The organism is Streptomyces griseochromogenes (genome assembly GCF_001542625.1).
GTDB lineage: Bacteria > Actinomycetota > Actinomycetes > Streptomycetales > Streptomycetaceae > Streptomyces > Streptomyces griseochromogenes.
Genome location: NZ_CP016279.1, coordinates 4360431 through 4383794, shown reverse-complemented (window position 1 = coordinate 4383794; position 23364 = coordinate 4360431). Strand labels below are relative to the sequence as shown.

The 23364-nt window shown below is 70.8% G+C and carries 23 protein-coding genes and 4 pseudogenes; 17 read left to right on the top strand and 10 right to left on the bottom strand.

The genetic code is table 11. From position 1 onward, the window contains the following. Nucleotides 1-22 precede the first annotated feature (22 nt). The 4 genes and pseudogenes from AVL59_RS18605 to AVL59_RS56430 all read left to right on the top strand — a co-directional run bounded on the left by AVL59_RS18605 (nucleotide 23) and on the right by AVL59_RS56430 (nucleotide 3462). A complete protein-coding gene (locus AVL59_RS18605) occupies nucleotides 23-1387 on the top strand; it encodes a carotenoid oxygenase family protein (RefSeq protein WP_067305665.1) in 1365 nt (454 codons plus the stop codon). A 379-nt stretch (nucleotides 1388-1766) separates the two neighbouring features. After that, nucleotides 1767-2279 (top strand): DUF2231 domain-containing protein, encoded by a 513-nt coding sequence (locus tag AVL59_RS18600; RefSeq protein WP_067305662.1) that lies wholly within the window; start codon nucleotides 1767-1769, stop codon nucleotides 2277-2279. A gap of 820 nt (nucleotides 2280-3099) precedes the next feature. Beyond that, a pseudogene (locus tag AVL59_RS56435) lies at nucleotides 3100-3270 on the top strand (carbon-nitrogen family hydrolase); the annotation flags it as partial. A gap of 12 nt (nucleotides 3271-3282) precedes the next feature. Next, nucleotides 3283-3462: a nitrilase-related carbon-nitrogen hydrolase gene (locus AVL59_RS56430; protein WP_067305660.1), complete on the top strand. Its 180-nt coding sequence runs from the start codon at nucleotides 3283-3285 to the stop codon at nucleotides 3460-3462. Between the two features lie 208 nt (nucleotides 3463-3670). On the opposite strand, the gene AVL59_RS18590 is transcribed toward AVL59_RS56430, so the two are convergent. Together AVL59_RS18590 and AVL59_RS18585 are read right to left on the bottom strand one after the other, a co-directional pair. Beyond that, entirely contained in the window at nucleotides 3671-4582 is a 912-nt protein-coding gene (locus AVL59_RS18590) for an SDR family oxidoreductase (RefSeq protein WP_067305657.1), read from the bottom strand. Nucleotides 4583-4792: 210 nt separating this feature from the next. After that, nucleotides 4793-5758: an alpha/beta hydrolase family protein gene (locus AVL59_RS18585; RefSeq protein WP_067305655.1), complete on the bottom strand. Its 966-nt coding sequence runs from the start codon at nucleotides 5756-5758 to the stop codon at nucleotides 4793-4795. A 159-nt stretch (nucleotides 5759-5917) separates the two neighbouring features. Between AVL59_RS18585 and AVL59_RS18580 the strand changes: the two genes are divergently transcribed. After that, entirely contained in the window at nucleotides 5918-6514 is a 597-nt protein-coding gene (locus AVL59_RS18580) for a TetR/AcrR family transcriptional regulator (protein ID WP_067317445.1), read from the top strand. Here AVL59_RS18580 and AVL59_RS48285 read toward each other — a convergent pair. After that, nucleotides 6491-6817, bottom strand: a complete 327-nt coding sequence (locus AVL59_RS48285; protein WP_167549286.1) for a hypothetical protein — start codon at nucleotides 6815-6817, stop codon at nucleotides 6491-6493. The genes AVL59_RS18580 and AVL59_RS48285 overlap by 24 nt on opposite strands. 13 nt (nucleotides 6818-6830) lie before the next feature. On the opposite strand from AVL59_RS48285, the pseudogene AVL59_RS55595 reads away from it, so the two are divergent. Together AVL59_RS55595 and AVL59_RS54370 are read left to right on the top strand one after the other, a co-directional pair. Continuing rightward, nucleotides 6831-6935: pseudogene (locus AVL59_RS55595) on the top strand (MarR family transcriptional regulator); the annotation flags it as partial. 39 nt (nucleotides 6936-6974) lie between these two features. Then, on the top strand, nucleotides 6975-7133 hold the full coding sequence (locus AVL59_RS54370) for a hypothetical protein (RefSeq protein ID WP_237281971.1): 159 nt from the start codon (nucleotides 6975-6977) through the stop codon (nucleotides 7131-7133). Nucleotides 7134-7326: 193 nt separating this feature from the next. Here AVL59_RS54370 and AVL59_RS18570 read toward each other — a convergent pair whose 3' ends face one another. Together AVL59_RS18570 and AVL59_RS18565 are read right to left on the bottom strand one after the other, a co-directional pair. Beyond that, nucleotides 7327-7971, bottom strand: coding sequence for a LuxR C-terminal-related transcriptional regulator (locus AVL59_RS18570; RefSeq protein ID WP_067305653.1), 645 nt, complete (start codon nucleotides 7969-7971; stop codon nucleotides 7327-7329). Continuing rightward, complete coding sequence (locus AVL59_RS18565) at nucleotides 7956-9254, bottom strand: sensor histidine kinase (protein ID WP_079146776.1); 1299 nt, start codon at nucleotides 9252-9254, stop codon at nucleotides 7956-7958. Before AVL59_RS18565 ends, AVL59_RS18570 begins: the two co-directional genes overlap by 16 nt. Before the next feature lie 218 nt (nucleotides 9255-9472). Between AVL59_RS18565 and AVL59_RS18560 the strand changes: the two genes are divergently transcribed. Together AVL59_RS18560 and AVL59_RS18555 are read left to right on the top strand one after the other, a co-directional pair. After that, complete coding sequence (locus tag AVL59_RS18560; RefSeq protein WP_079146775.1) at nucleotides 9473-10738, top strand: serine hydrolase domain-containing protein; 1266 nt, start codon at nucleotides 9473-9475, stop codon at nucleotides 10736-10738. A gap of 165 nt (nucleotides 10739-10903) precedes the next feature. Continuing rightward, on the top strand, nucleotides 10904-11206 hold the full coding sequence (locus tag AVL59_RS18555) for a hypothetical protein (RefSeq protein WP_067305650.1): 303 nt from the start codon (nucleotides 10904-10906) through the stop codon (nucleotides 11204-11206). Nucleotides 11207-11300: 94 nt separating this feature from the next. Here the strand turns inward: AVL59_RS18555 and AVL59_RS18550 are convergent, their stop codons facing one another. After that, nucleotides 11301-12209, bottom strand: a complete 909-nt coding sequence (locus AVL59_RS18550; RefSeq protein ID WP_067305647.1) for an alpha/beta hydrolase — start codon at nucleotides 12207-12209, stop codon at nucleotides 11301-11303. Nucleotides 12210-12271: 62 nt separating this feature from the next. Between AVL59_RS18550 and AVL59_RS18545 the strand changes: the two genes are divergently transcribed. Next, complete coding sequence (locus AVL59_RS18545; RefSeq protein ID WP_099053082.1) at nucleotides 12272-13270, top strand: LysR family transcriptional regulator; 999 nt, start codon at nucleotides 12272-12274, stop codon at nucleotides 13268-13270. 187 nt (nucleotides 13271-13457) lie between these two features. Here AVL59_RS18545 and AVL59_RS18540 read toward each other — a convergent pair whose 3' ends face one another. Continuing rightward, entirely contained in the window at nucleotides 13458-13886 is a 429-nt protein-coding gene (locus AVL59_RS18540) for a DUF6234 family protein (protein ID WP_067305641.1), read from the bottom strand. A 29-nt stretch (nucleotides 13887-13915) separates the two neighbouring features. Continuing rightward, nucleotides 13916-14491: pseudogene (locus tag AVL59_RS54365) on the bottom strand (TetR/AcrR family transcriptional regulator C-terminal domain-containing protein); the annotation flags it as partial. Nucleotides 14492-14493: 2 nt separating this feature from the next. Between AVL59_RS54365 and AVL59_RS18530 the strand changes: the two are divergent. Continuing rightward, nucleotides 14494-15291, top strand: a pseudogene (locus tag AVL59_RS18530) (FAD-dependent oxidoreductase); the annotation flags it as partial. 148 nt (nucleotides 15292-15439) lie between these two features. Here the strand turns inward: AVL59_RS18530 and AVL59_RS18525 are convergent. Then, entirely contained in the window at nucleotides 15440-16420 is a 981-nt protein-coding gene (locus tag AVL59_RS18525; protein WP_067317441.1) for a pirin family protein, read from the bottom strand. 82 nt (nucleotides 16421-16502) lie between these two features. On the opposite strand from AVL59_RS18525, the gene AVL59_RS18520 reads away from it, so the two are divergent. Together AVL59_RS18520 and AVL59_RS18515 are read left to right on the top strand one after the other, a co-directional pair. Continuing rightward, nucleotides 16503-16994 (top strand): carboxymuconolactone decarboxylase family protein, encoded by a 492-nt coding sequence (locus AVL59_RS18520; protein WP_067305635.1) that lies wholly within the window; start codon nucleotides 16503-16505, stop codon nucleotides 16992-16994. A gap of 284 nt (nucleotides 16995-17278) precedes the next feature. Then, nucleotides 17279-18028 carry a GNAT family N-acetyltransferase gene (locus AVL59_RS18515; protein WP_067305632.1) on the top strand — a complete coding sequence of 250 codons (750 nt, stop codon included), beginning with the start codon at nucleotides 17279-17281 and terminating at the stop codon, nucleotides 18026-18028. Nucleotides 18029-18056: 28 nt separating this feature from the next. Here the strand turns inward: AVL59_RS18515 and AVL59_RS18510 are convergent, their stop codons facing one another. Beyond that, on the bottom strand, nucleotides 18057-18905 hold the full coding sequence (locus AVL59_RS18510) for an alpha/beta fold hydrolase (protein WP_067305629.1): 849 nt from the start codon (nucleotides 18903-18905) through the stop codon (nucleotides 18057-18059). Between the two features lie 113 nt (nucleotides 18906-19018). On the opposite strand from AVL59_RS18510, the gene AVL59_RS18505 reads away from it, so the two are divergent. From AVL59_RS18505 to AVL59_RS18490, 4 genes are all read left to right on the top strand, one after another. After that, a complete protein-coding gene (locus AVL59_RS18505) occupies nucleotides 19019-19618 on the top strand; it encodes a TetR/AcrR family transcriptional regulator (protein WP_067305626.1) in 600 nt (199 codons plus the stop codon). Nucleotides 19619-19837: 219 nt separating this feature from the next. Beyond that, nucleotides 19838-21217, top strand: coding sequence for an MFS transporter (locus tag AVL59_RS18500; RefSeq protein WP_079146771.1), 1380 nt, complete (start codon nucleotides 19838-19840; stop codon nucleotides 21215-21217). A 70-nt stretch (nucleotides 21218-21287) separates the two neighbouring features. Beyond that, on the top strand, nucleotides 21288-21998 hold the full coding sequence (locus AVL59_RS18495; RefSeq protein ID WP_067305623.1) for a response regulator transcription factor: 711 nt from the start codon (nucleotides 21288-21290) through the stop codon (nucleotides 21996-21998). Beyond that, on the top strand, nucleotides 21995-23362 hold the full coding sequence (locus AVL59_RS18490) for a sensor histidine kinase (protein WP_067305621.1): 1368 nt from the start codon (nucleotides 21995-21997) through the stop codon (nucleotides 23360-23362). Before AVL59_RS18495 ends, AVL59_RS18490 begins: the two co-directional genes overlap by 4 nt. Nucleotides 23363-23364 lie beyond the last annotated feature (2 nt).

Below are 23364 nucleotides of genomic sequence, written 5' to 3'. Positions count from 1 at the left end.
TCCACAGAAAGAGGTTCCTGCCATGACTACCGCCAAGCCGTACCTGACCGGTCACTACACCCCCGTCGTCGACGAGATCACCGCCACCGGACTCACCGTCGAGGGCTCCCTGCCCCCCGAGCTGACCGGCCGGCTGCTCCGCAACGGTCACAACCCCAAGCCCGGTGTCACTCCCACCCACTGGTTCAAGGGCAGCGGCATGGTCCACGGCATCCGCCTGCGCGAGGGCCGTGCCGAGTGGTACCGCAACCGCTGGGTGCACACCCCCGCCCTCGACGGCGCCCCCTACATGACCGAACACGGACCCGACCTGACCGCCAGCACCGCCGGCACCCACATCATCGAACACGCCGGACGCCTCCTGGCCCTGTGCGAGGCGAACGTGCCCTTCGAACTCACCGGGGACCTTGAAACGGTCGGCGCCCATGACTTCGACGGCAAGCTGCGCGGCGCGATGACCGCACACCCCAAGGAGGACCCGGTCACGGGGGAACTCCACTTCTTCGGGTCCTCGCCGTTCCCGCCCTACCTGATGTACTACGTCGCCGACGCCAAGGGCGAGATCATCCACAGCGCCGAGGTCCCGGGAGCGACCGCCTCGCTCAAGCACGACTTCGCCGTGACCCGCCACCACGTGGTCTTCGCCGAGGGCAACGTCACCTTCGACCCCGCCGAACCCTCCGGTATCCCCTACGGCTGGAGTGACCGGCAGCCCGCCCGCATCGGTGTCATGCCGCGCGGAGGCGACGGCGCCCGGCACGTCCGCTGGTTCTCCATCGAACCGGGCAACATGCTGCACGTCGCCAACGCCTACGAGGACGGCCAGGGCCGCATCGTCCTGGAAGGCCCCACCGTGGACCGCGAGGGCTTCCGGCTCTCCTGGAACTGGTGGGTCGGAGCGCCCGGGCGCGGTACCGAGCCCGTCGCCCGCTCCTACACCCGCCGTTGGGTCATCGACATGACCGCCGGCAGCGTCGGCGAGCAGATCATCGACGACCTCGCGGTGGAGTTCCCGACCCTGAACGAGGAGTACCTGGGCGCCGAGAACCGCTACCAGTACGCCATCTCCTTCCCCGACGAGAAGGGCTACGGCGGCTACGGCGTCGTCAAGTACGACCGCACCACCGGCGCCCGCCGCATCCACCAGGTCGGCGACGCCCGCATGCCCGGTGAAGCCGTCTTCGTCCCCGCCGCCGGAGCCACTGGCGAGGACGACGGCTATCTGCTGACCGTCGTCTCCGACCTCAAGCAGGACGCCTCGCAACTGCTGGTCCTCGATGCCTCCGGCTTCGACCGGATCGCCACCGTCCACCTGCCCCACCGGGTGAGCGCCGGACTCCACGGCTCCTGGGTCCCCGACAGCGCTCTGGAGGCCACCGAGAGCTGACCGCCTCCCCGGCCGATGGGCCCCGCCGAGCCGGACGCCGGGTCCGCGAAACACTCGCGGACCCGGCATCGTCCGCGGCTCCGCAAGCACAGCCGTTCCCCTTGGCCCCACTCGTGCTCGGAGCACCCCGGACAACGCCTCGCATCCGTACAGGCCGAGGCACCCGCCCCAGGAAAGCCGACATGACAAGAGAACGGACGTACGCCGGCCGGACCGCCGCCGATCTGTCCGCGCCCGTTGTCGCCCTCGCTGCACTTGCTCCGCCGCACCGACCGGAAGGGGCGGCCGGACTCCCCGCCGCCCTCGGCTTCCCGCCTCAGAGGCAACTGAGAGTTTCCTGTGCCAGGCTGACGGCCCCCACCCCCTCAGGAGGGCCTCGATGAATCTGGTCAACGGTCTGCCCGCCCATGTCCTGCTGGTCCACGTGGTCGTGGTGTTGATACCCCTGACCGCGCTGGCCCTGGTCACAGCCGCGCTGTGGCCGCGCGCAGCCCGGCGACTGGGTCCGCTGCTGCCGCTTCTGGCTCTCGTCGCCCTGATCAGCGTGCCGCTGACCACACACGCCGGCGAGTGGCTCGAACGGCACGTGGACGACGACGCCCTGGTACGTCGGCACACTGAGCTGGGCGACGGACTGCTGCCGTGGGCCTTCGGGCTGTTCGTGCTGGCAGGGGCCGTATGGTGGGCGGCGAGACGCGCCGCGGCGGAATCTGGACAGAGCGGTGGCAGGCGCTGGTCCGCCCTCCCGGTACGGATCGTCGTGGGTGTGGCCTCGCTCGCCGTTGCGGTGGGCGCGGTGGTGGACGTCTACCGGATCGGAGACTCGGGGGCGAAGGCCGCCTGGCACGACGCCTACACGAAGACGGCGACGGACTCAAAGGACGGCTCCTGATCCGGCACGATCCCGCTCATCCCTGCCTCTCCCAGGAGAGGAGCACCGGGGCCGGGGCAACGGTCAGGCGGGCGCAGGCGATATCCGTTACGGTACCGAGGCGCCCTGCGCGGCGAAGCCGACCGCGACAACGCCGTTGCGCGGGCCGGAAGGCAGGCGGCGCGGATGGTGAAGGGCTCGGCCCCCCGGCGGGTCATGGGTCCGGCTGGATCAGTGCGCTCGGTGCGATGGCGGCTGCTCCGAGCAGCCCGACCCTGAGGCTCATGGATGCGGCAGAGCAGGACGGTCTTGCCCCCCGGCCGATTGCACCGGGCCTGATCCCGATCCTCGGGTCGAACTGCCCGTGGACGGTGCGCGTGGTGGGTGATGAGGCGGCCATGCCGCCGGCGGTCCGGCCAGTGAAGACGTCGTCCGGACGACCGGCGGGTGAGACGTGCAGGTCGTTTACGTGCAGATCTGCACGTCGAGCTTCTTCTCGAAGGAGATCTCCGTCCGCTCCCCCGGCGCAGGAGACGCAGCGCGGGCGGCACGTACCTGCCGTTGATCGTCAAGGCCCACCTATCGCGGCCGGAGAACACGCATCGAGAAATCGCGCGAAATCGGTCACACCCCGAGGGTGCGGAGCGGGCAACGCCTTGGTGCGCGTCCGTGCCGCACCGCGCCCTGCCGCATGGCCCCGGCCGTGCACAAACCTCCTGCATGCCCGGCAGACCGGCTGAGGCCGTTCCCGCACGGGAAGCGCGATGCGGACGAGGCTCCCTACGCTCGTAGGGAAGGGGTCTTCTCGGACCGTGCAGAGACGGTCCTGGAGGTGACAGCCATGCGAGCCTCACTGATCCAGCTCTCCGTGGACTCGTCGGACTCCCCCGACGACCGCAGGCGCAGGGCGGCATCACTGGTCCGCGACCGGGCGGGCGACGATCTGGTGGTCCTGCCGGAGCTGTGGACGGCCGGCGCCTGGGCGTACGACCGCTGGGGACACGACGCCGAATGAGTCGACGGCATGGAACAGGGCGGGCACAGCGTGGCCGTCGACCCATGGGGAACCGTCCTCGGCGAGGCCGGTACCACGGAGGAGACCGTGACGGTGGACTGCGACATGACCCAAGTCGCCCGGATCCGCTCGGAACTCCCGGTCCTGCGCGACCGTGTCCTCAGCATCGAGACACCCGCGAGACGGTGAGGTACCACCGGCAGCCGCCCTTGACACTCTGGGGGCCACCACGCCTGCGGCTGGAGCGTCGGGACGGCCAGGAACGCCAAAGGCAACGCGGGCGGTCCGGTTGTCCCCTACGCCTCGTCGCGCGAGCGTGGTCCGGCTCGACGAGATCACGACTTCGCGGCACCGCACCGGACGGGGCGTCAGACCGCCGCGACGGCCACCGAGTCGATCAGTTTCCGTTGAAGTAGTGGCCCTCGTTCAGGTCCTCGATGAGGCGCTGGTGTGTGGGGTGCCATCCGAGCAGTTCCTGGGTGTGGGTGCTGGACGCCCGCACGTCGAGGCCGAAGAGGAGGGCGATCCACCCGAAGTACTCCTGGGCCGCCGCGCCTGGAGCGACGGACACGGCGGACAGGCCGAGGCCCCGGCCGATCGCCTCGGCGATGGCCCGGGTCGGGACACGTTCCTCCGCGACGCCGTGCAGCACCGATCCCGCCGGGGCGCCCTCCACCGCGAGCCGGAACAGGCGCGCGGCGTCGAGCCGGTGCACGGCGGGCCAGTGGTTGGCGCCGTCGCCGATGTAGCCGGAGGTGCCGTGCTTTCGGGCCGTGCCGACCAGGGTCGCGATGAAGCCGTGGTCGCCGTCACCGTGCACGGTCGGCGGGAGGCGTATTGAGCAGGAACGCACGCCCCGGTCCGCGAGGGCGAGCACCGCCCGCTCCGAGAGGGTGCGCCCGCCGCCGGGCAGGGCGGCGTCCGGCACGTCGTCCTCCGTCGCGAGCCGGCCGGGCCGGAGCCCGGCCAGGCCGGAGGCGATGACCAGCGGCCGGTCGGAGCCCGTCAGGGCCTGCCCGAACGTGTCGATTGCACGACGGTCCGCGTCCGCTGCGGCAGCGGGGTCGCCGGAGAACGCCTCCTCGTGCTTGAAGGCGAGGTGGATCACGCCGTCGGACGCGGCGGCGGCGTCGCGCAAGGCGTCGAGATCGTCGAGCGAGCCGCGGTGGACCTCGGCGCCGGCGGCCTTCAGCGCGTCAACCGAGGCGTCGGAGCGGGCGAGCGCCACCGCCTCGTGGCCTGCTTGGAGCAGTTCGGGGACGACGGCGGAGCCGATCCAGCCGGACGCGCCGGTTACGAAGATGCGCATAGCAGACCTCCTGTGGCTGATGGTGTGTTGATGTCACTCACTGACCGCTCCTCGTCTGCGCAGCAACGAGGAGCGGTTCGGTCGGCAGCGAGGCCCGGCGCGGTTGTTATGGAACAGAGTGTGCGACGGCGTCCGTTATCCACGCCCTCACGCGTCCCCACACGGCCATTTCGCGCTGTCGGTCCGCTGTGGAGACGACCCATGCTTGGCTCACTTGGATTCGACTCGTCCGAGCGGGTCGCGGCCAGCCGTCACCGCGTCACACGCCGACTGCCAGGCGGAGTCTGCGGGACAGAACTGGGTGCGGAGGTAGGCCCAGGTGAGCCGCGCTACGGCGGCAACCCGCTCGGGGTTCTCGTCCGTGGTCTCGGCGACGTCGTATCCGGAGATCCCGCCGAGTCCGTGCCCGGCGTCGTACAGGGTGAGCAGGGCCTTGGGGCCGGGGGCGAGAGTGTAGGGGTCGGCGTGCCAGTCCGGGCCCATGTCCGTGAAGTGCCGGGAGTCGTCCTTGGCTCCGGCGACGACCAGCGCGGGTGTGGTCATCGTGGAGAAGTCCGTGGTTCGGAAGAACGGCACGTTCGCCGCCCATGGCCCGTTGAGGGCATCGCCGCCCCTGCCAGGTGCGGCCAGCAGCACACCGGCCTTGATCCGGGGCTCGATGAGGTTCACTTCCTGCCCGTCATCGGGGTCGGTGAGCCGGGCTCCCAGGAGGAGGCCGGCGGTGTGGCCGCCCATCGAATGTCCGGCAACGGCGACCTTGCCGTGGTCGATGCGCCCGGCGAGCTGCGGCACAACTGCCTCGATCACATCGAGCCGATCGAGGATATGTGTCATGTCCTCGGCTCGTGAGCGCCAGAACAGGGATGCTCCGGGGGCGGTGTCGGTGTGCAGGTGACTCAGGGTCCTGGAGCTGAGGTGGGTGGGCTGGATGACGACGAAGCCGTGTGCCGCCCAGAAGTCGGCGAGCGGTGCGTAGCCGTTCAGTGAGGAGAGGTTGTTCGAGGGGCCCTGACCGTGGGAGAGGAGGATGACGGGCAGATCGGTTCCGGTCACGGGTGCGGAGACGCGCGCCCGAAGGTCCACGGGGCGTCCGGGCACGTGCAGCACCAGCGGGCTGAACGAGAGGACGGGAGCGGGCGAGTCGAAGGCGTCGGTTAGGGAGGTGGAGCCACTCATGATGTTTTTGTCCCTTCGATGGCACCTGCTGCCGACCAGCGACAGGTGAGGCGCGCAGGAGCGTCCGGCGTCAGCTATGGTGAGAAGCGGATCGCCGTTCCACTTAAAACATACGGAACGTTGTTCCGCTTAGTCAATGGTCATCGGAAGGAGACTGTGGTGCCCACTGCAGGCCAGTCCGGGCGGGTGCCCGCCCGGAGCAAGCGGGCCGACGCGGTACGCAACCAGCAGACGCTGCTGGCCGCCGCCGCCGAGGTCTTCGTGACCTCGGGCGTCGATGCGCCGATCCGTGAGATCGCGGCCAAGGCAGGCGTCGGATTGGGAACGATCTACCGCCACTTCCCGACGCGGGCGGATCTCGTCGTCGCCGTCTACCGCCACCAGGTCGAGGCATGCGCCGAGGCCGGCCCGAGCCTGCTGGCCCGCGCCGACTCCCCTCTCGCAGCGCTGCGCCAGTGGATCGACCTCTTCGTCGACTTCCTGGTCACCAAGCACGGACTCGCCAACACGCTGCAGTCGGACAGCAGCGGCTTCACGGCGCTGCACACCTACTTCGTCGGCCGCCTGGAGCCCGTCTGTGCGCAGCTGCTCGATGCCGCGGTCGACGCCGGGGAAATCAGGCCGGGTACACAGCCCTATGAGCTGATGCGCGGCATCGGAAATCTCTGCATCGGACATGACGGCGACCCCCGCTACGATCCCCGCCGCTTGATCGACCTGCTGGTCCAGGGACTACAGCGACCGCAGTCGTCCTGAAGCCGACGACGGTCGATGGATCCATCGCCGCTGCCCGGAACCCGTGCCCTCCACGACGAACCCACCCAACCGGCCGCCGCCGTGGAAGTACAGGATCGTCCCGGCGCATGGCCCGTCGACCGGCTCGACGAGCAGCGCGGGGCGGGCACCCCAGGTCGTAGCCGCGGTGCGGATTCCGTTCGGGATGATCATTTTGGCCATCATCGCCCTGAAACCGGCTCGGATCTCCTCAACCGATCGAGGACCCTTGGGCCGGGGCTGCCGCAGCATCGCGTCGACCACCGCCCGCTGTTCCCTGCTCATCCCCGGCTCCCGGGTGGGAGACCTCGCCGCCGAGTTCGCCATCGGAGTCGGCGCGACCAGCAAGGGCATTGACCGTCTTCAGAAGCGCGGGTGGGCGATCCGGCAACCCGATCCTTCGGATCGCCGGTCATCGTTGCCGGCCCTGACCGACGACGGCTTGAAGCTGGTCGAAGCCGGGGAGGGCACCTTCACCGAGCGGCTGGCCGAGCTGATCGGAGACGCCTTCGACAGGTCCCCGCTGTCGACCGCCGCACAGGCCCTCTCCGAACTCCGCTCCGTACTGGAGCGGGAACAGATCGGCATGCCCACAGGATGAGCGCCGACACAGATCATCGAGGCGCGGAGGCGGAGTCCGGCAAGGCGGGTCGGCCCGCCCATTCACGGCTCCCGGGCCTCTGACGCCGGCCTGGGCGGAACGGTCCGCTGTCAGGCCACGCACACCACAGCCCGTCGGGGGTGGGAAGCCGGGCACGGCGGGGTCCTCGGACCGGGTGCCTGCACTCTCACGGTCAGCCCTGGAGGTAGGCCAGCACGGCGAGCACCCTGCGGTTGTCCTCCTCGGACTGCTCCAGGCCGAGCTTGATGAAGATGTTGTTGCTGTGCTTGCTGACCGCCTTCTCGGAGATGAACATCCGGCCGGCGATGGCCGCGTTGGACCGCCCCTCGGACATCAGGGCGAGCACCTCACGCTCGCGAGGGGTCAGCGTCCGCAGCGGCGGGTCGGCGGAACGCCGGCCGAGCAGTGCGTTGACCACGTCCGGGTCCATCACCGTGCCGCCGGCGGCGACCTGGCGCACCGCGCCGATGAAGTGATCGACGTCCATCACCCGGTCCTTGAGCAGGTAGCCGACGGCGCCTGCCTGGTCGGAGAGGAGCTCACGGGCGTAGAGCTGCTCGACGTACTGGGACAGTACGAGCACCGGGAGGCCGGGAACGCGTTTGCGGGCCTCGATCGCGGTGCGCAGGCCCTCGTCGGTGAAGGTGGGCGGCAGCCGGACGTCGACCACGGCGATGTCCGGGCGGTGCGTGACCAGCGCGCGGGAGAGCGAGGGAGCGTCGCGGACCGCGTCCAGCACCTCGTCGCCGTACGCCTGGAAGATCCGCACCAGGCCGTCCCTGAGCAGGGCGAGGTCCTCGGCTATGACAACGCGCATGGCAACGACATCCTCACTTCGGTCGGGCCGCCGCTGGGGCTGTCGACGGTCAGGGTGCCGTCGAAGGCCGCGAGGCGCCTGGCAATGCCGTGCAGTCCGCCGCCGTCGTCGATTGTGGCGCCTCCGTGGCCGTCGTCCGCCACCGTGATCCGCAGCTCGCCGGAGACCCGGCCGGGTTCGCGGGTGAACTCGACGGAAATCCGGACCTGCCGGGCCCCGGCGTGCTTGATCGCGTTGGTCAGCGTCTCGGCGATCGCGAAGTAGGCCGCCGACTCCACCGGCGCGGGCAGCCTTCCTGGTATGCGTACCTCGACCGTGGTGGGTACCGGGTTGGCCAGCGCGAGGGCCTGGACCGCGCCGTCCAGGCCGCGGTCGGCCAGTACCGGCGGGTGGATGCCGCGCACCAGGTCGCGCAACTCTTCCAGCGCGCCGGCAGTGGAGGCGCGGGCCTCGGCGAGCAGTCGGCGGACTGCCTCGGGATCGTCCGCGACTCGCTCGGCGAGGCCCAGGTTCATACCGAGCGAGACGAGCCGGGCCTGCGCGCCGTCGTGCAGATCACGCTCGATCCGCCGCAGCTCGCTCGCGCCGGCGTCCACCGCCTCGGCACGCGTCTGGGTCAACTGCCCTACTCTTGCCAGCAGTTCAGCCTTGTCGGTCGGGGTGAGCAGCGAGCGCATCAGCCGGGCGTTGAGCCGCGCCAGCGGCTCGGCGGAGAAGTACCAGGCCGCGAGGAAGACCGATCCCGCGAGGGCGACCAGGAGCGTCTGCCCGAGGCCGTGCACGGGGAAGAAGCCGAATGGTTCGCGGAACACCTCCGGCGGAGTCACCGCGACCAGCAGCGGGTAGCCGCTGTAGAACCATCCGGCCAGGAAGAGCACCAGTGACAAGCCGGAAGTGAGCCAGCAGGCCACCGAGTTGGCGAGCAGCCACGCGCAGTCGCGCCAGCTCGCGGGGGCGCGCAACTCCGCCTGCAGCTGGGTCAGCCGGTTTCCCGGCGGCGTCGGCAGGTAGGGGCGGGCTATCGGCGTCCCGAGCCGTTGTCCGGCCCACTGCCGGTGCCGGTCGGCGAACCAGCGCACCGCGACCGCACAGAGCAGGGTCATCGGCAGCCCCAGCCCGAACGGGACCAGCGCCACCCCGGCGATCCACAGGCAGCACAGGACGGCGCCGAGCACCGAGGCGAGCGACAGCAGCACTGAGTGAACCAGCAACTCGAAGCGGGCCACCGGCCCGGAGCGCGCGACGGACGTGGCAGGACCCACCAGTCCCGAACTCGCAGCCATGTGGCATCGGCCCGTTCCGGCCATCACAAACCACCTCCCTCTCTCGCCTCCAGCGTGGCCGATCATCCCAGCCCCGCACAGTGGGGTTTTCTCCACCCCCGGTGGGGTTTTCTCCACCTCCGAACGGCTCCCCAGCTCCAGTGTCAGCCCGGCTCGCCGAAGGGAGGCTGATGCCGTCCCGAACACCTGTCACCCGACTTTGCGAGGAGTTCCCTGCCATGACGACCCACACGAGCGCACCGCGCCGGTATCGGGCGACGGCCCTGGCCCTGGCTTCTACCGCGGTGCTCGGCGCCACGCTCACCGCGTGTGGTGCGGCATCCGCTGCCCCCACTTCCGCCCGCGGCCCGCTGGCCGAGTTCACCCAGAAGACCGTCGACGCCGGCGCCTCGGGCGTGATCGTACGTATGGACGACGGCCGCCACCCGGCCACCTCGATCGCCGACCAGGCCGGCTGGACCACCGCCGACCACCGGCTTACGGCGAACGACGAGTTCCGGATGGGCTCCAACACCAAGACCATGATCGCCACGCTGGTCCTGCAGCTGGTGGCCGAACACCGCCTCGCCCTGACCGACCCGGTCGAGCAGCGACTGCCCGGTCTCGTCCCGAACGGGCGGGCAATCACCGTACGGATGCTGCTCAACCACACCAGCGGCCTGTTCAACTACCTTTACGACCCCGCCGTCCTGGCCGCCTACACCGGCCGGGACACCCGCCGGTGGACGCCGGTGGAGCTCCTCGCCGCGGGCACCGCCCATCCGCCGCTGTTCGCCCCCGGCAGCCGCTTCTCCTACAGCAACACCAACTACATCGCACTCGGCCTGATCCTCCAACGAGCCACCGGCCAGAGCCTCGCCGACCTCATCCAGCAGCGCATCGCCCGGCCGCTGCACCTACGCCACACCCACCTGCCCAGCAGCCCCGCCGTCGGTCGCCGGCTCGCGCACGGATACGAACCCGACGCGGCCCACCTGGCCCTGCTGCTGCCTGCGGGCACCCCTCCGGGGACCTCGTTCGCCGGCCCGCACCGGGGCACCGCCGACGTCGACACCACCGCGGTCAACCAGAGCACTCTGTGGGCTGCCGGCGGCGTGGTCTCCACCGCTGCGGACTGGGCCCGGTTCGACACCGCACTGCTCTCCGGCAAGCTGCTCCCCGCCGCCCAGCTCGCACAGATGCGCACCACCGTCCCGGAGGACCCGACCGCCCCGAACGGCGACGGCTACGGCCTGGGTCTGCGCAAGGTCGTCTTCCCGTGCGGCACGGTCTGGGGCCACGACGGTCAGGCAGCCGGCTACTCCAGCGAGACCTACACCGACCCCAAGGGCAAGCGCACGGTCGCCGTCCTCACCAGCACGGTCTTCGACCTGGCCCGGCCCCGGGCGGCCGCAGCCCATCAGGCCCTCGTGAACGCCGCCGTCTGCGCCATGCTCGGCAAGCGCCTTCCCACCGGATCCTCACCGTCGCCGGCTGCCGGCTGAGCCCGGCGAAGACGAACGCTGACCGCCGCGCTCCAGGACGTCGGACGTGCCGGCCTCGGTGACGCTCCCCGTCGCACCCTCCAGCCCCGCGCGTCGGTTGACGGCGGCCTCAGTGGCGGGCGCCCCGAGGCGCGGCCACCGGTCGGTCCGGCCGCGGTGGACGCGATGGCCACGACCGTGGCGCCGGATCGGCGCAGCAGCTGGACGGGGATGATGCCGACTCCGCCGGCCGCGGCCGAGGCGGCCACCACCTCACCCTCGCTCACGGCGACCGCTTCGGTCGCGGCGAACGCGGTGGCGCCGGCGACGTACAGCGACCCGGCCGCCTCCCAGCTCAGCGCCGCCGGCTTGGGCACCACCTGTGTCTCGGGCACGAGGACCTACTCGGCGTGGCCGGCCCGCTCCCACGTCCAGCCGAGCAACTCGGCCCCGGTGCCGACCACCACACCGGCGAAGTCGCTGCCCTGACCCGGGGCCGGGACAGGTACATCGACATCCGCGATAGACAGCTCGTCCCGGCCGCCGTATTGATCGAATCGCACCGCACGCGTCATCGCGGTCATCATGAGCCTCCCGGCGTGACTGCCGCGTGCAGGAACTTGGTCACCTGCCTGAGCGCGGCATCGCCCTCCCCGAGCATCGCGGCGAAAGCCTGGAACAGGTGCGGGACACCCGGGGTGACCTCGAGGGTGACCGGGACGTCGTCCGCGGCCGCGCGCGCCGCGAGTCTGACCGCGTCGTCGAGCAGCAGCTCGTTCGACCCGGCCTGGATCAGCAGTGCCGGCAGGCCGCGCAGGTTCGCGAACACCGGGCTGATCAGCGGATCCGCCGGGTCCGCGACACCCATGTAGTCCTTGGCCCGGACCGCGACGGCATCGGGGGTGAACGACGGGTCGACCGCGGTCTTGGTCGTCATGCTCGCGCCGCTCAGTGTCAGGTCCGCATACGGCGAGAAGAGCACGCCGGCGGCGGGCATCGGCAGGCTCAGCTCACGCGCACGCACCAGCAGGGCTGTGGCAAGGCCGGCACCGGCGGACTCGCCGACCACGGCGATCCGCGCCGGGTTGCCGCTTCCGGTCTCGCCGAGGAGGGCCCGGTAGGCGGCCAGGGCGTCATCCAACGCGGCCGGGAACGGGTACTCGGGCGCGAGCCTGTAGTCGACCGAGATCACCTTCATCCGGGTCCGGCGGGCGACGTCCGAGGCCAGACCTGCCGAGGTGCGTGCCGAACCGAACACGTAGAAGCCGCCGTGGAACCACAGCAGCGTGCCTTCCGGGGTCACGCCGTCGATGCCGATCTCCAGCACCGGGACCTCGCCCAGCCTGGCGGGGGTGAGCACCACGTCCTCGGGCAGCGGCCGGGAGGTGAGCATCCGGGTGAAGACCTCGCGCTGCCGCGCAGGGTCGCCGCCGACGTCGAGCGGGCCGTTACGGAAGAGGGTGTCGAGCGCTTCGCGCTGTTCTTTACTCATGCCCTCAGCCTCCTTCTTCCAGGGACTATGCGGCCATGCCATATGTTGCATACGCTGTATGCGTGCCACGTATAGAGTCGGTGGACCTGAACCTGCTGGCGCCGCTGCACGCGCTGCTCGAGGAGCGGCACGTCTCCCGCGCGGCGGACCGGCTGCACATGAGCCAGCCCTCGATGAGCCGGGCCCTCCAGCGCCTGCGCGCCACCCTCGGCGACGAACTGCTCGTGCGCGGGCCCGGCGGATACCAGCTCACCCCCCGCGCCGAGCGCATCCAGGCCGAACTGGAGCACGCGCTACCAAGACTCGAACACGTCTTCTCCGGCGAGGCGTTCGACCCGGCGACAGCGGCACGCTCGTTCCACCTGGCCGGAACCGACTACACGGTCTCGGTACTCAGCGGGGCGCTGCTCGCCCGGGTGTTCGAGCAATCGCCGGGCTCGACCGTACGCTTCTCCCGCTGGCACCATGCCGTGTTCAGCGACGCCGAGCACGGCATGGTGGACCTGCTCATCCACGGCGGTTCGGCCCCACCGCCACTGCGCTCGCAGGTGCTGTTCGAGGAGGACTACGCCTGCCTGGTCTCCAGCCACCACCCGCTCGCCGGGCGCTCTGCCGTGTCGTTGCAGGAGTATCTGGAGTGCTCGCACATGGTGGTCGACGTCGCGGACGGACGGCAGGGGTACGTCGACCGGTGTCTCGAACTGCTGGGCAGTCCCAGGCGGGCGAGCGTGACCGTGCCGTATCACGCGGCGGCAGCCGCCGCGGTGCCGGGCACCTCGCTGGTGGCAACTCTGCCGGCGAGGTTCGCGATCCGGCACGCATCGCCGGGGACCACCACCGTCATCCCGGCACCGGGCGAGATCGGCCCGATGAGCTGTGCGATGTCCTGGCACCCCCGCCTGGACGACGACGCCGCGCAACGCTGGCTCCGCGACACGATCATCACCACGCTCAACGGAGCCACGCGCGGGTCGGCGGCGGACCCATTACGTCGGACCTGGTTCACCATCTCCTCGATCGCCTTGACGACGGCATCGGACCGGTCCATCGGGATGTCGTGAGAACTGTGATCCGCCCAGCGGTTTGCACGGAGGGGCGTGCCGCCCTCATGAGGGGCGAGCGGTCCGTACCGATGCCGTTCTCGTGAACAGCCGTGAGCTTCAAGATCACGGAAACGTCGGCCAAACAGGCGGCGGACACTCCTGCTTGAAGTGAGCCGAGCCAGGGCCCTCGTCTTGACGACAGCTCCTAGCCGTTGCACCCCGCCGCTGACGGCATGTCACGGCAGAACCCGTCCCGGTGAGACTGTGCCGTAGCCCCACTACGGACGATGAGGCAGATCAGGGTGGCCCTGACGCCCTGGCCGACAACCGTCACGACGGCCCCGGCCCGCGCGGCGATCGCTGTCGCGGCGATGGCGAAGACTCCTGCTCCACCAGCGGCGACCAGATACCCCCACAACGAATCGGTGTGCAAGGTCTTGGCCGGATCGAGGTTGAGCCCGGACAGGAACCAGACCCCAAAGATCGACACCAAGGTGATCAGCTCCAGGAAGACCAGACCGCACCCGGCTCCGATGTCGGCGCCCAGGTCTCCACGGTGGCGCGGCCGCGTGCCGGTGCCGGCGTCGAAGGCCGGTGGGAATCCATGCCGGCGGCCGGAGCCGAGGGACCTCACCCCGCTCAGGCGGCGCGTGGGGTGTGCGCCTATCCGCTGGGCAGGTGGAGAGCGGCGATGCCGGTGAGGACGAGATCGATGCCGCCGAGGAACTGCTCGCGGTCGTCGTGCTCCCGCAGCTGGTCCGCGACGGCCCGGGTGAACGGGTAGTCGTCGGGGTCGAGTTCTTCCCATGCCCTCGACACGGCGTCGAGGACCTCGACGCGGTCGATGTCGGGCCAGAGAACGCGGGCGTTCGCGGCGTTCTGGCCGGCCGCGCCGAGGATGTACTCCACCAGCACCGAGGCCGCCGTGAACCGGCTGTCCTCGGGCACGCCCAGCGCGCAGACCTGCCGACCGATGCTCTCGAAAATCCGCGGTGTCGTCGACTGATACGAGCTGGCGGTGAGCTGCGCTGCGACCCACGGGTGCTGGTCGATCGCGTCGAACAGGCCGAGCGCGACGGCGCGGATCCTGTCCTGCGATAGCGACTCCGGTGACTTGGCGGGCTCGATGGCGAGAGCGGCGGCGACGACGGCGTCGGTCGCGGCGACGAGGAGCTCACTCTTGTTCGCCACATGCCAATAGATCGCCCCGGGCCCGGTGGCGAGTCGCTCGGTCAGCGCCCACGCTCCCGGTCGGCACCGTCCGGTGGGGCCACAAGGTCACCGGCGTCCGTGCCCTCGGCAACAGCCGCCATGAGGTGACCTTCGCCGACGGCACCACCGCCGTCACGGGTCTGCTTGTCGGCGCTGACGGAGCGTGGTCACGGGTCCGGCCGCTGCTCTGCGATGCGGTACCCGAATACGTCGGCACGTCGGTCATCGAGACCTACCTCTTCGACGGCGACGCCCGGCACCCGGCCGGCGCGAAAGCGGTCGGCGGTGGGTCGTTCTTCGCGCTCGCACCGGGGAAGGGAATCCAGGCTCACCGGGAGAGCGGCGGGACTCTCCACACCTATGCGGCACTCTCCAAGCCGCAGGAATGGTTTGCCGGTATCGACTTCACCGATCGCGCCGCGTCCACCGCACAGATCGCGCGGGAATTCGACGGCTGGGCACCGGAACTCACCGCGCTGATCACCGACAGTGACACCGCACCGGTCCTGCGCACCCTCAACACCCTGCCGATCGAGCACCGGTGGGATCGGGTGCCGGGGGTGACCCTGCTCGGCGACGCCGCCCACCTCATGATCCCGTCCGGCGAAGGCGCCAACCTGGCCATGTACGACGGCGTCGAACTCGGCAAGGCCATCGCCGCGCACCCCGATGACGTCGAGGCCGCGCTCACCGAGTACGAGCAGGCCCTGTTCCCCCGCAGCGCCGCGGAAGCCGCCGAAGCCGTCCGCCTCCACGAGCGCATGTTCGGCGACAACGCACCCCACAGCCTGATCAACATGTTCACCGGACACGAGCAGTGCGTGTGAAGCCCCAGAGTGCGGCTGTGTGCGGCGGGCTCCCCTTCGACAAGCCGTGGGGCCTGAGCGCAGGCAGCCCGCAAGTTCAGGCACACTCACGGGGCAGGCCCGTCGCAGACTCAGCCCCGCTCCGCTTGGCTCACTGCATTTCGGCAGGTCAGCGGGATCGTGGCCGCGGTTTCAACGGGACCATGGGAAGCTCGGGCGCCGGCAGCGGATCGCCGTCGTAGCCGTTCACGGAACCGAAGCGGTCTCCCGTCATCCACTCCTCACGGGCCTGTACGACCTCTTGGTGCGACCGGCAGACGAAGTTCCACCACATGACGATCTCCTCCTCGAACGGAACTCCGCCGAGCAGGATCGTCCGGGCGGCGTCGTCCGATTCGTTGGTGAGGGTCAGCATGTCGGTGCCCGGGGGCGCGTAACCGAGCTGCGCCGGGCGCAGGAGGGTGTCGGCCAGACGGACGTCGCCCCGGTCGACCAGGAGACCGTGCTCGAAGCCGGGGTCCACCGCGAGGGTCAGGGACGAGTGGGCAGGCAGGAGGATCTCGGCGCCGAGCAGCGGGGTGAAGGTCCGCACCGGGGAGACGGCACCGGCGAGGGAGCCGAGAAAAACCCTGAGTACGGCGCCGTCGACCCGGAGGGGCTCGGGTACGTGGTGCTGGAAGTCGCGTTCGGTGTCCCGGTGTGCGTCGGGCAGCGCCACCCACAGCTGGACGCCGTGCAGGACGGTGGTCCCGGGGGTGGAGACCTCGGAGTGGGCGATGCCGTGTCCGCCGGTCATGAGGTTCAGCTCACCGGGTCGTACGAAGGCGTGGCTGCCCAGGCTGTCGCGGTGCTCGATCTCCCCGCTGAACAGCCAGCTCACCGTCTGGAGCCCGGTGTGCGGATGCGGAGCGACGTCCATGCCGCCCGTCCGCCCGACGTCGTCGGGGCCGTAGTGGTCGGCGAAGCACCAGGCGCCGATCAAGGACCGGGAGCGCTGCGGTAGCGTGCGCCGCACGGTCATGGCTCGCGGGCCGCCCAGGGGGACGTCCCGTGCGGTCAGGATCTCCACGTGAGGCACGGCGGACGGCCGGTCGCCGTTCGCCGGGGTGCCGCAGCGCAGTTCCGTGGGTTTCGTCTCGGTGTTGCTCACCATGGACCGCCTTCCAGCCCGCACGCTTGTTTTATGTTCAACTATTGTGCCTGATCATAAACCCTTCCGAAGGAGTTCCGGGTTGAGCACCTACACGGGTCCGTCCACGGTCCAGCGGATCTTCGTCGACAAGCAGAGCCCGGCCGCGTACCAGGCGCTGATACAGACCTCGGAGGCGGTGCGTGCGGTCGCCGCCGAGGCGGGGCTCGACCGCACGGTCGTGGAACTGATCAACCTGCGCGTCTCCCAGCTCAACGGCTGCGCGTACTGCCTCGACGTCCACACGAAGGCCGCACTGCGCGCGGGCGAGACCACGCAGCGGCTCGGCGTGCTCGCGGCCTGGCGGGACACCGAACTGTTCACCTCCGAGGAACGCGCGGCGCTCGCGCTGGCCGAGACGACCACGCTCCCCGCCGACACCACCGGCCGGCAGAGCTCGTACGACACCGCCCGTGAAGTGCTCACCGACGATCAGATCTCCGCCGTGATCTGGGTGGCGATCACCATCAACGCCTTCAACCGGGTCTCGATCATGAGCAAGCATCCGGTACGACGGCGGCCCGTGTCCGGCTGAGGGGCGCTTGCCGGCCTTTAAATGGCTTGCCGGCTTCTCGCACCCTGTGGCAAGGTTCAGCGAGTTGATCTACACCTGCCTCTGCATGATGAAGGACTGAAGCCTTTGACCACGGCGTCCCCCAGCGGCCGCCGTCGGCACTGACACCGTCTGCCTCTCCGTCGGCGGACCTCATCGGTGCCTTCGCGTCTCCTCACGGCGGCCCCACGCACGTCCCGTGTCTCCCGGCTCCCGCCGGTCCCGCAGCCCTCGCGGCTGCCCACCAACGTGAGGTCATCATCATCGTGTACACCGATGTCCAGAGCTTTGCCGTCGCCAACCTGCTGCGCCGCCCGGCGGCGGTCGAAATCGCGGGCTTCGTCGCGGGTTTCGATCCCACGACGACCAGCCCGTACATCAACTACGCAACCCCGGTACCCGGCGCCGAGCCGACCGACCGGGACGTCAGCGCCCTGATCGAGGCATTCCGCGAGCGCGGACTCAAGCCCCGTCTGGAGTTCGCCCCGGATACCGCGCCCGCCGTCGAACCGGCGCTGCGCCGGGCGGGGTTCGACACCGAGGCGGTCCACGAGTACTTGGTCTGCACCCCCGCCACACTGGCGATACCGGCCGGGAAGACCTGTGTGGAGGTTCCGGACACCGACGAGGACTATGTGACGATCGACACCGCCCTGTCCGAGGCGTTCGGCGGAGAGTTCCCGCCCTCCCCTCAGGGTGCGGCCCGGCTGCGGCGCACCCAGGAAAGCGGTGGAGCCGTCCGGTTCGTCCGTGCCGACGACGGCGGCTGCGCCGGTGCGGCCATCTGCTCGGCACCGGCCGAGGGCACCGCGGAGCTGGCGGGCGTGGGCACCCGGCCCGCGTACCGCGGCCGGGGCATCGCGGCCGCGGTCACGGCGGCCCTGGCGCAGGCCTCGTTCGACTGCGGGACGCTGTCCGTCTGGCTGGAGTACTCGGGCGAGGGATCCCGCCGCGTGTACGAACGCGTCGGCTTCCGGCCCGCGGGAACCCGCCTGTACGTGACGCTCGAAGGGTGACACGTGCCCGGCGGGGGCCTGGCCGAGCTCAGCCCTCGCCGGGCAGCGGGTGCTCCTTGACGAAGCGGCGGATCTCCGCGGTGAGAGCGGCGGGGTTGTCCAGTTGGACCAGTGTGCGGGCGTCGGGAATCTCCACGTAGCGCGCCCGCGGCAGGAGTTCGGCGAGGCGGCGGCCGGTGGCGGGCGGCATCATGCGGTCCTCGGCACCCCAGGCGACCAGGGCCGGGCGGGTGAAGGAGGGCAGATTCCGGGCCGCCTTGACGTAGCACTCCGGGTCCACGCCGTGGCAGAACTTGGCGAAGTCGCGGCGAATGTCACGGCTCGTCAGCAGGGGGCCGTACCAGCGGGCGATCAGGTCCTTCGGGAGTTTCTTCTTCGCCATACCGCCGAGCGAGGTCTCCATACGGGCGAGGAAGGGGAAGCGGAAGGACTGAATGAGGAGGAAGAGGCCGCCGGGGATCCCGCTGGCCCGGTGCAGCAGCCTTCCCTGTACACCGGGCGGGTAGTTGTCCAGGGCCTCACACGAGGTGAGGACCAGGCGGGCGATGCGTTCGTCCCGTACGCCGACGAGGAGCTGGGCCGTTCCGGTGTCGTTCTGGACGAGGGTGACGCCGGTCAGCTCCAGACGGTCCATGAACTCGGCCAGGAGCCGGGCGATGCCATGTGCGGACAGGTCGGCCTCCGGCCGCATCGGGCGCCGGTGGCTGCCGATGGGCAGCACGGGCACGAGCACACGGAAGTCCGGCCTGAAGTCCGATACGACCTCGGACCACACCGACGCGTCGAAGCCGAGCCCGTGGACGAGGACCACCGTCGGACCGTCGCCTCCCGTGTCCTCGTAGTCGATGGTTCCCGCACTCAGTTCGATCTGCGGCATGGTCCCGCCTCCGATCCGGTCGGCCGCCGCGGCAGCTACTTGATAGATCGTTCTAGTGACAGAATAGGCACCGAACACCACACAGCACCAGCGGCTTACCGGAGGCTTCAGCCGTGAGTGACAGCAAGGCCCCCAGCACGCACGAGACCAGACAGCGCATCGTGAGCGCCGGCACGGAGCTGTTCCGGCGCACGGGCTACACCGGTACCGGCATGAAGCAGATCGCGGAGACCGCCGGTGCCCCCTTCGGCTCGATCTACCACTTCTTCCCCGGTGGGAAGGCCCAGTTGGGCGAGGAGGTGATCCGCACCTCGGGCGCCGTCTACCTGGGGCTCATCACCGCGCTGATGACGCCGTACGAGGACCGGGTCGCGGCCACCGCCGACGCGTTCACCGCGGCCGCCGGGACCCTCGCCGAACTCGACTTCGCCGACCCCTGCCCCATCGCCACCGTCGCGATGGAGGTCGCCAGCACCAACGAGACGCTGCGCCGGGCCACTTCGGAGGTCTTCGACAGCTGGACCGACCACCTCGCCGCCTACTACGCCGCAGGGGGCATCCCCGAGGCCGCCGCCCGGGAGACGGCGGGCTCGGTCATCGCCCTGCTGGAGGGCGCCTTCATGCTCGGCCGCGCGGCACGCAGCACGACGCCGGTCCTCGCGGCGGCCAAGGCGGCAGCGGCGATCGTACGGGCGGCGCTGGCGGGTGAATGACGCTCGCGCGAGGGGCGGTCGAGGCGCGTGTGAGGGGCTCGCGTGTGGAGCCGCGCCGGGCGAGAAGTACCCGGTAGCGCGGCTTTTCTTAGCGGCATGTTAGATCTGCGCGGCGGCCCTTGTCCGGGTACTGCGGGCGCCCGCATGCTCGGCGCACTCAGGTTCCGGGGGCACCTTCCCGCTCCCGTTCCCACCGGACTTTCCCCACCTGGAGCCGCGATGTCACCCTCTGCCGCCCTGCCCGGACAACCGCCGGCGGACTCCCGCGGCGGCCGCCGCCTCGCCCTTGTCGGCGGTTCGCTGGGCAATCTCGTCGAATGGTACGACTGGTTCGTCTACGCCAGCTTCGCGATCTACTTCGCCGACTCCTTCTTCCCCGGCGACAACCCGACCACCAAGCTGCTGAACACGGCCGGCATCTTCGCGGTCGGCTTCCTGATGCGGCCGGTCGGCGGCTGGATCCTCGGACGGGCCGCGGACCGGCACGGGCGCAAGAGTGCGCTCACCCTCACCGTCAGCATGATGTCGGTGGCCGCCCTGCTCATCACCGTCGCGCCGACCTACGGCCAGGCCGGCTACCTCGGCGCGCTGGTCCTGCTCCTGGCCCGGCTGCTGCAGGGACTGAGCATCGGAGGCGAGTACGCGGCCAGCGCCACGTATCTGACCGAGGCGTCGGCCCGCGACCGGCGAGGTCTCGGCTCCTCGTTCCAGTACGTGTCGATGACGTGCGGACAGCTCCTCGGCCTCGCGATCCTGATCACGATGCAGCACACCCTGAGTACGCATCAGCTGGAGAGCTGGGGCTGGCGGATCCCCTTCGCGCTCGGCGCGGTGTTCGCCGTGGTGGTGTTCTGGCTGCGGCGCCGGCTGACGGAGACGGAAGCCTTCACCGAGGAGTCCGGCACGGACGAGCGTACGGACACCGCGCGCGGCAGCCTCACCGCGCTGTGGGAGCACCGTCGTGAGGCAGGGCTCGTCATGGCGCTCACCCTGGGCGGCACGGTGGCCTACTACACGTACACCACGTATCTCACCAAGTATCTGATCGGCAGCGCCGGCCTGGCCAAGTCCACTGCCACCCTGGTGAGTTTCACCGCGCTCAGCGTCTTCGCGCTGCTCCAGCCGTTCGCCGGGATGCTCTCCGACCGGATCGGCCGCCGGCCGCTGCTGATCACCTTCGCGGTCGGCTGCACGGTGGGCACGTATCCCATCATGACCGCGCTCGGCTCGGCGTCCTCCTACTGGTCGGCGCTGGGTCTGTCCCTGCTGGCCCTGGTCATCGTCACCGGCTACACCTCGATCAACGCGGCCGTGAAGGCGGAGCTGTTCCCCACCCGGGTCCGCGCCCTCGGCGTGGCTCTGCCGTACGCCGTCGCCAACGCCCTGTTCGGCGGCACGGCGGAGTACGTGGCCCTGTGGTTCAAGGACAGTGGTCACGAGAAGACGTTCTTCTGGTACGTGTCGGGGTGCGCGCTCATCTCGCTGGTCACCTACGTGCTGATGCCGGACACCCGGGACGCGGCGCTCAGCCGCGCCGAGGCGCAGGAGGCCGCTTCCGGTCCCGATGCCGGTGCGGCCGCCGCGGACGCCGTCCGCTGACGCGGTGCTGACCGGGGCCGTGCCGCTTGCGTAAGCTGCCGCCCAGGTCACCACGGCACGAGGACTTCCCATGCACGCGCTGCTCGTCGAGGACGACGACCGTATGGCCCAGGCCCTGATCACCGCCCTCGCCCAGCGCGGGCACACCGTCCGCAGGGCCGGCCGGGCCCTGGACGCCCTGCGATGGGTGCATGAGGCCGAGTTCGTGCTGCTCGACCTCGGCCTGCCCGATCTGGACGGGCTCGAGCTGCTGCGGCGGCTGCGGACGGTGTGCGACGCGCCGCTGATCGTGGTGACGGCCCGCTGCGAGGAGCGCGACATCGTGCAGGGGCTGCGGGCCGGGGCCGACGACTATGTGGTCAAGCCGTTCCGGATGAACGAGCTGATGGCCCGGATCGACACGGTGCGCCGCCGCACCGGGGCGGCGGCGCACCGCGCGGACGGCACGGACCGCGGCCGAGGCCCCGTGCGCAGCGGCGATGTCGAGATCGACATCGCGGGCCGTACGGTGAGGGTCGCCGGAGCGGACGTACGGCTGACCCGGCGCGAGTTCGACGTCCTCGCGTTCCTCGCGGCGCGGCCGGGCGAGGTGCACTCCCGCGAGGAGATCCTGGACCGGATCTGGGGCGACGCCTTCCTCGCCGCCTCGCGGTCCCTGGATGTGCATGTGGCGGGCATCCGCGCGAAGACGGGCCGCGCCGAACTGGTGCGCACGGTGCGGGGCTTCGGCTACCAGCTGGGTTCGCCGGCGCCGGGCACGGACGGCCGGGGCGGGCGATGAGGCGCAGGTTGCTGGCCGTCCTGATGGTGCTGATGGGGGCCGCGACGCTGTTGCTGTCCCTGCCCCTGGCCGGATCGTACGCGAGCGGGCGGACGGAGCACCTGCTGCTGCAGCGGCGCGCCGACGCGGTGCGGTTCGCCGACCTCGCCGACCGGGTGCGCACCGCGGCCGACCGCGCCGAACTCTCCACCGAGATCCGCCGGTACGCGCAGCTGTACGGGGCCGGGGTGACGGTGGTGGACGCGTCGGGGCGAGTGATCGCCCGGGCGGGGCCGGGTGTCGCGCGGTCCTCGGCGGACGACGTACTGGGCCGGGCACTGACCGGCCGGTCCACCGAGCGGCTGCCGACCGTACGGCCGTGGGGGCCGGACCGGGTGGTGCTCGCCGAGCCGGTCGGCCGGGACGAGCGGGTCAGCGGAGCGGTCCTGCTGGCCGTCCCGACCACCGCCGCCCGGCGGGACGTGACCGTGCGCTGGGCGCTCATCGCCGGCGGCGCGCTCACCGCTTTCGCGGCCGCCGCCCTGGTCGCGGCCGGCATCACCCGCTGGCTGATGCGCCCGGTACGCGATCTGGACCGGGCCGTCGCCGCGCTGGCCTCGGGCAGCCTTCAGACGCGGGCCGTCTCCGACACCGGGCCGCCCGAACTGCGCAGTCTGCGTCGGCACTTCAACGGCATGGCCGAGGCGGTCGCCGACTCCCTCGGCCGCCAGCGCGCCTTCGTCGCCGACGCCTCGCACCAACTGCGCAACCCGCTGGCCACCTTGGTGCTCCAGCTGGAGAACGTCGAGCCGCACCTGGCCCCGGGGCCGGGCCGCAAGGAGCACGCACGCGCCCTGGACGAGGCGGAGCGCCTGGAGGAACTGCTCGACGGGCTGCTCGCGCTCGCGCGCGTGGAGGCCGCCGCGGTGGAGCGGACGGTGCAGGACGTGGCGCGTGCGGTGCGCGAGCGGGTGACCGCGTGGGAGCCGGTCTTCGAGGCCTCGGACCTGACGCTGACCGCCGCTCTGCCACCGGAGGGGCCGTGGGCGCGGGCCGTGCCGGACGCGGTGGGCCGGATCCTCGACGCGGTCCTGGACAACGCGGTCAAGTTCGTCCCGTCCGGGGGCAGCGTGGTCGTGACGGCCGAGCGCGCGGACGGCGAGACCGTGGTGCGCGTGCGCGACGACGGACCGGGAGTGCCGGACGATCAGCTGCCGCTGCTCACACGCCGTTTCGCCCGGGCGCCCGAGCACCAGAACGTGCCCGGCAGCGGGCTGGGACTGGCCATCGCCGACGAGATCGCCCGGCTCAGCGGGGGCCGGCTCGGCACGGCGGGATGCTCACCCCATGGCCTGGTGGTGGAGCTGCGGCTGCCGTCCGCCTGACC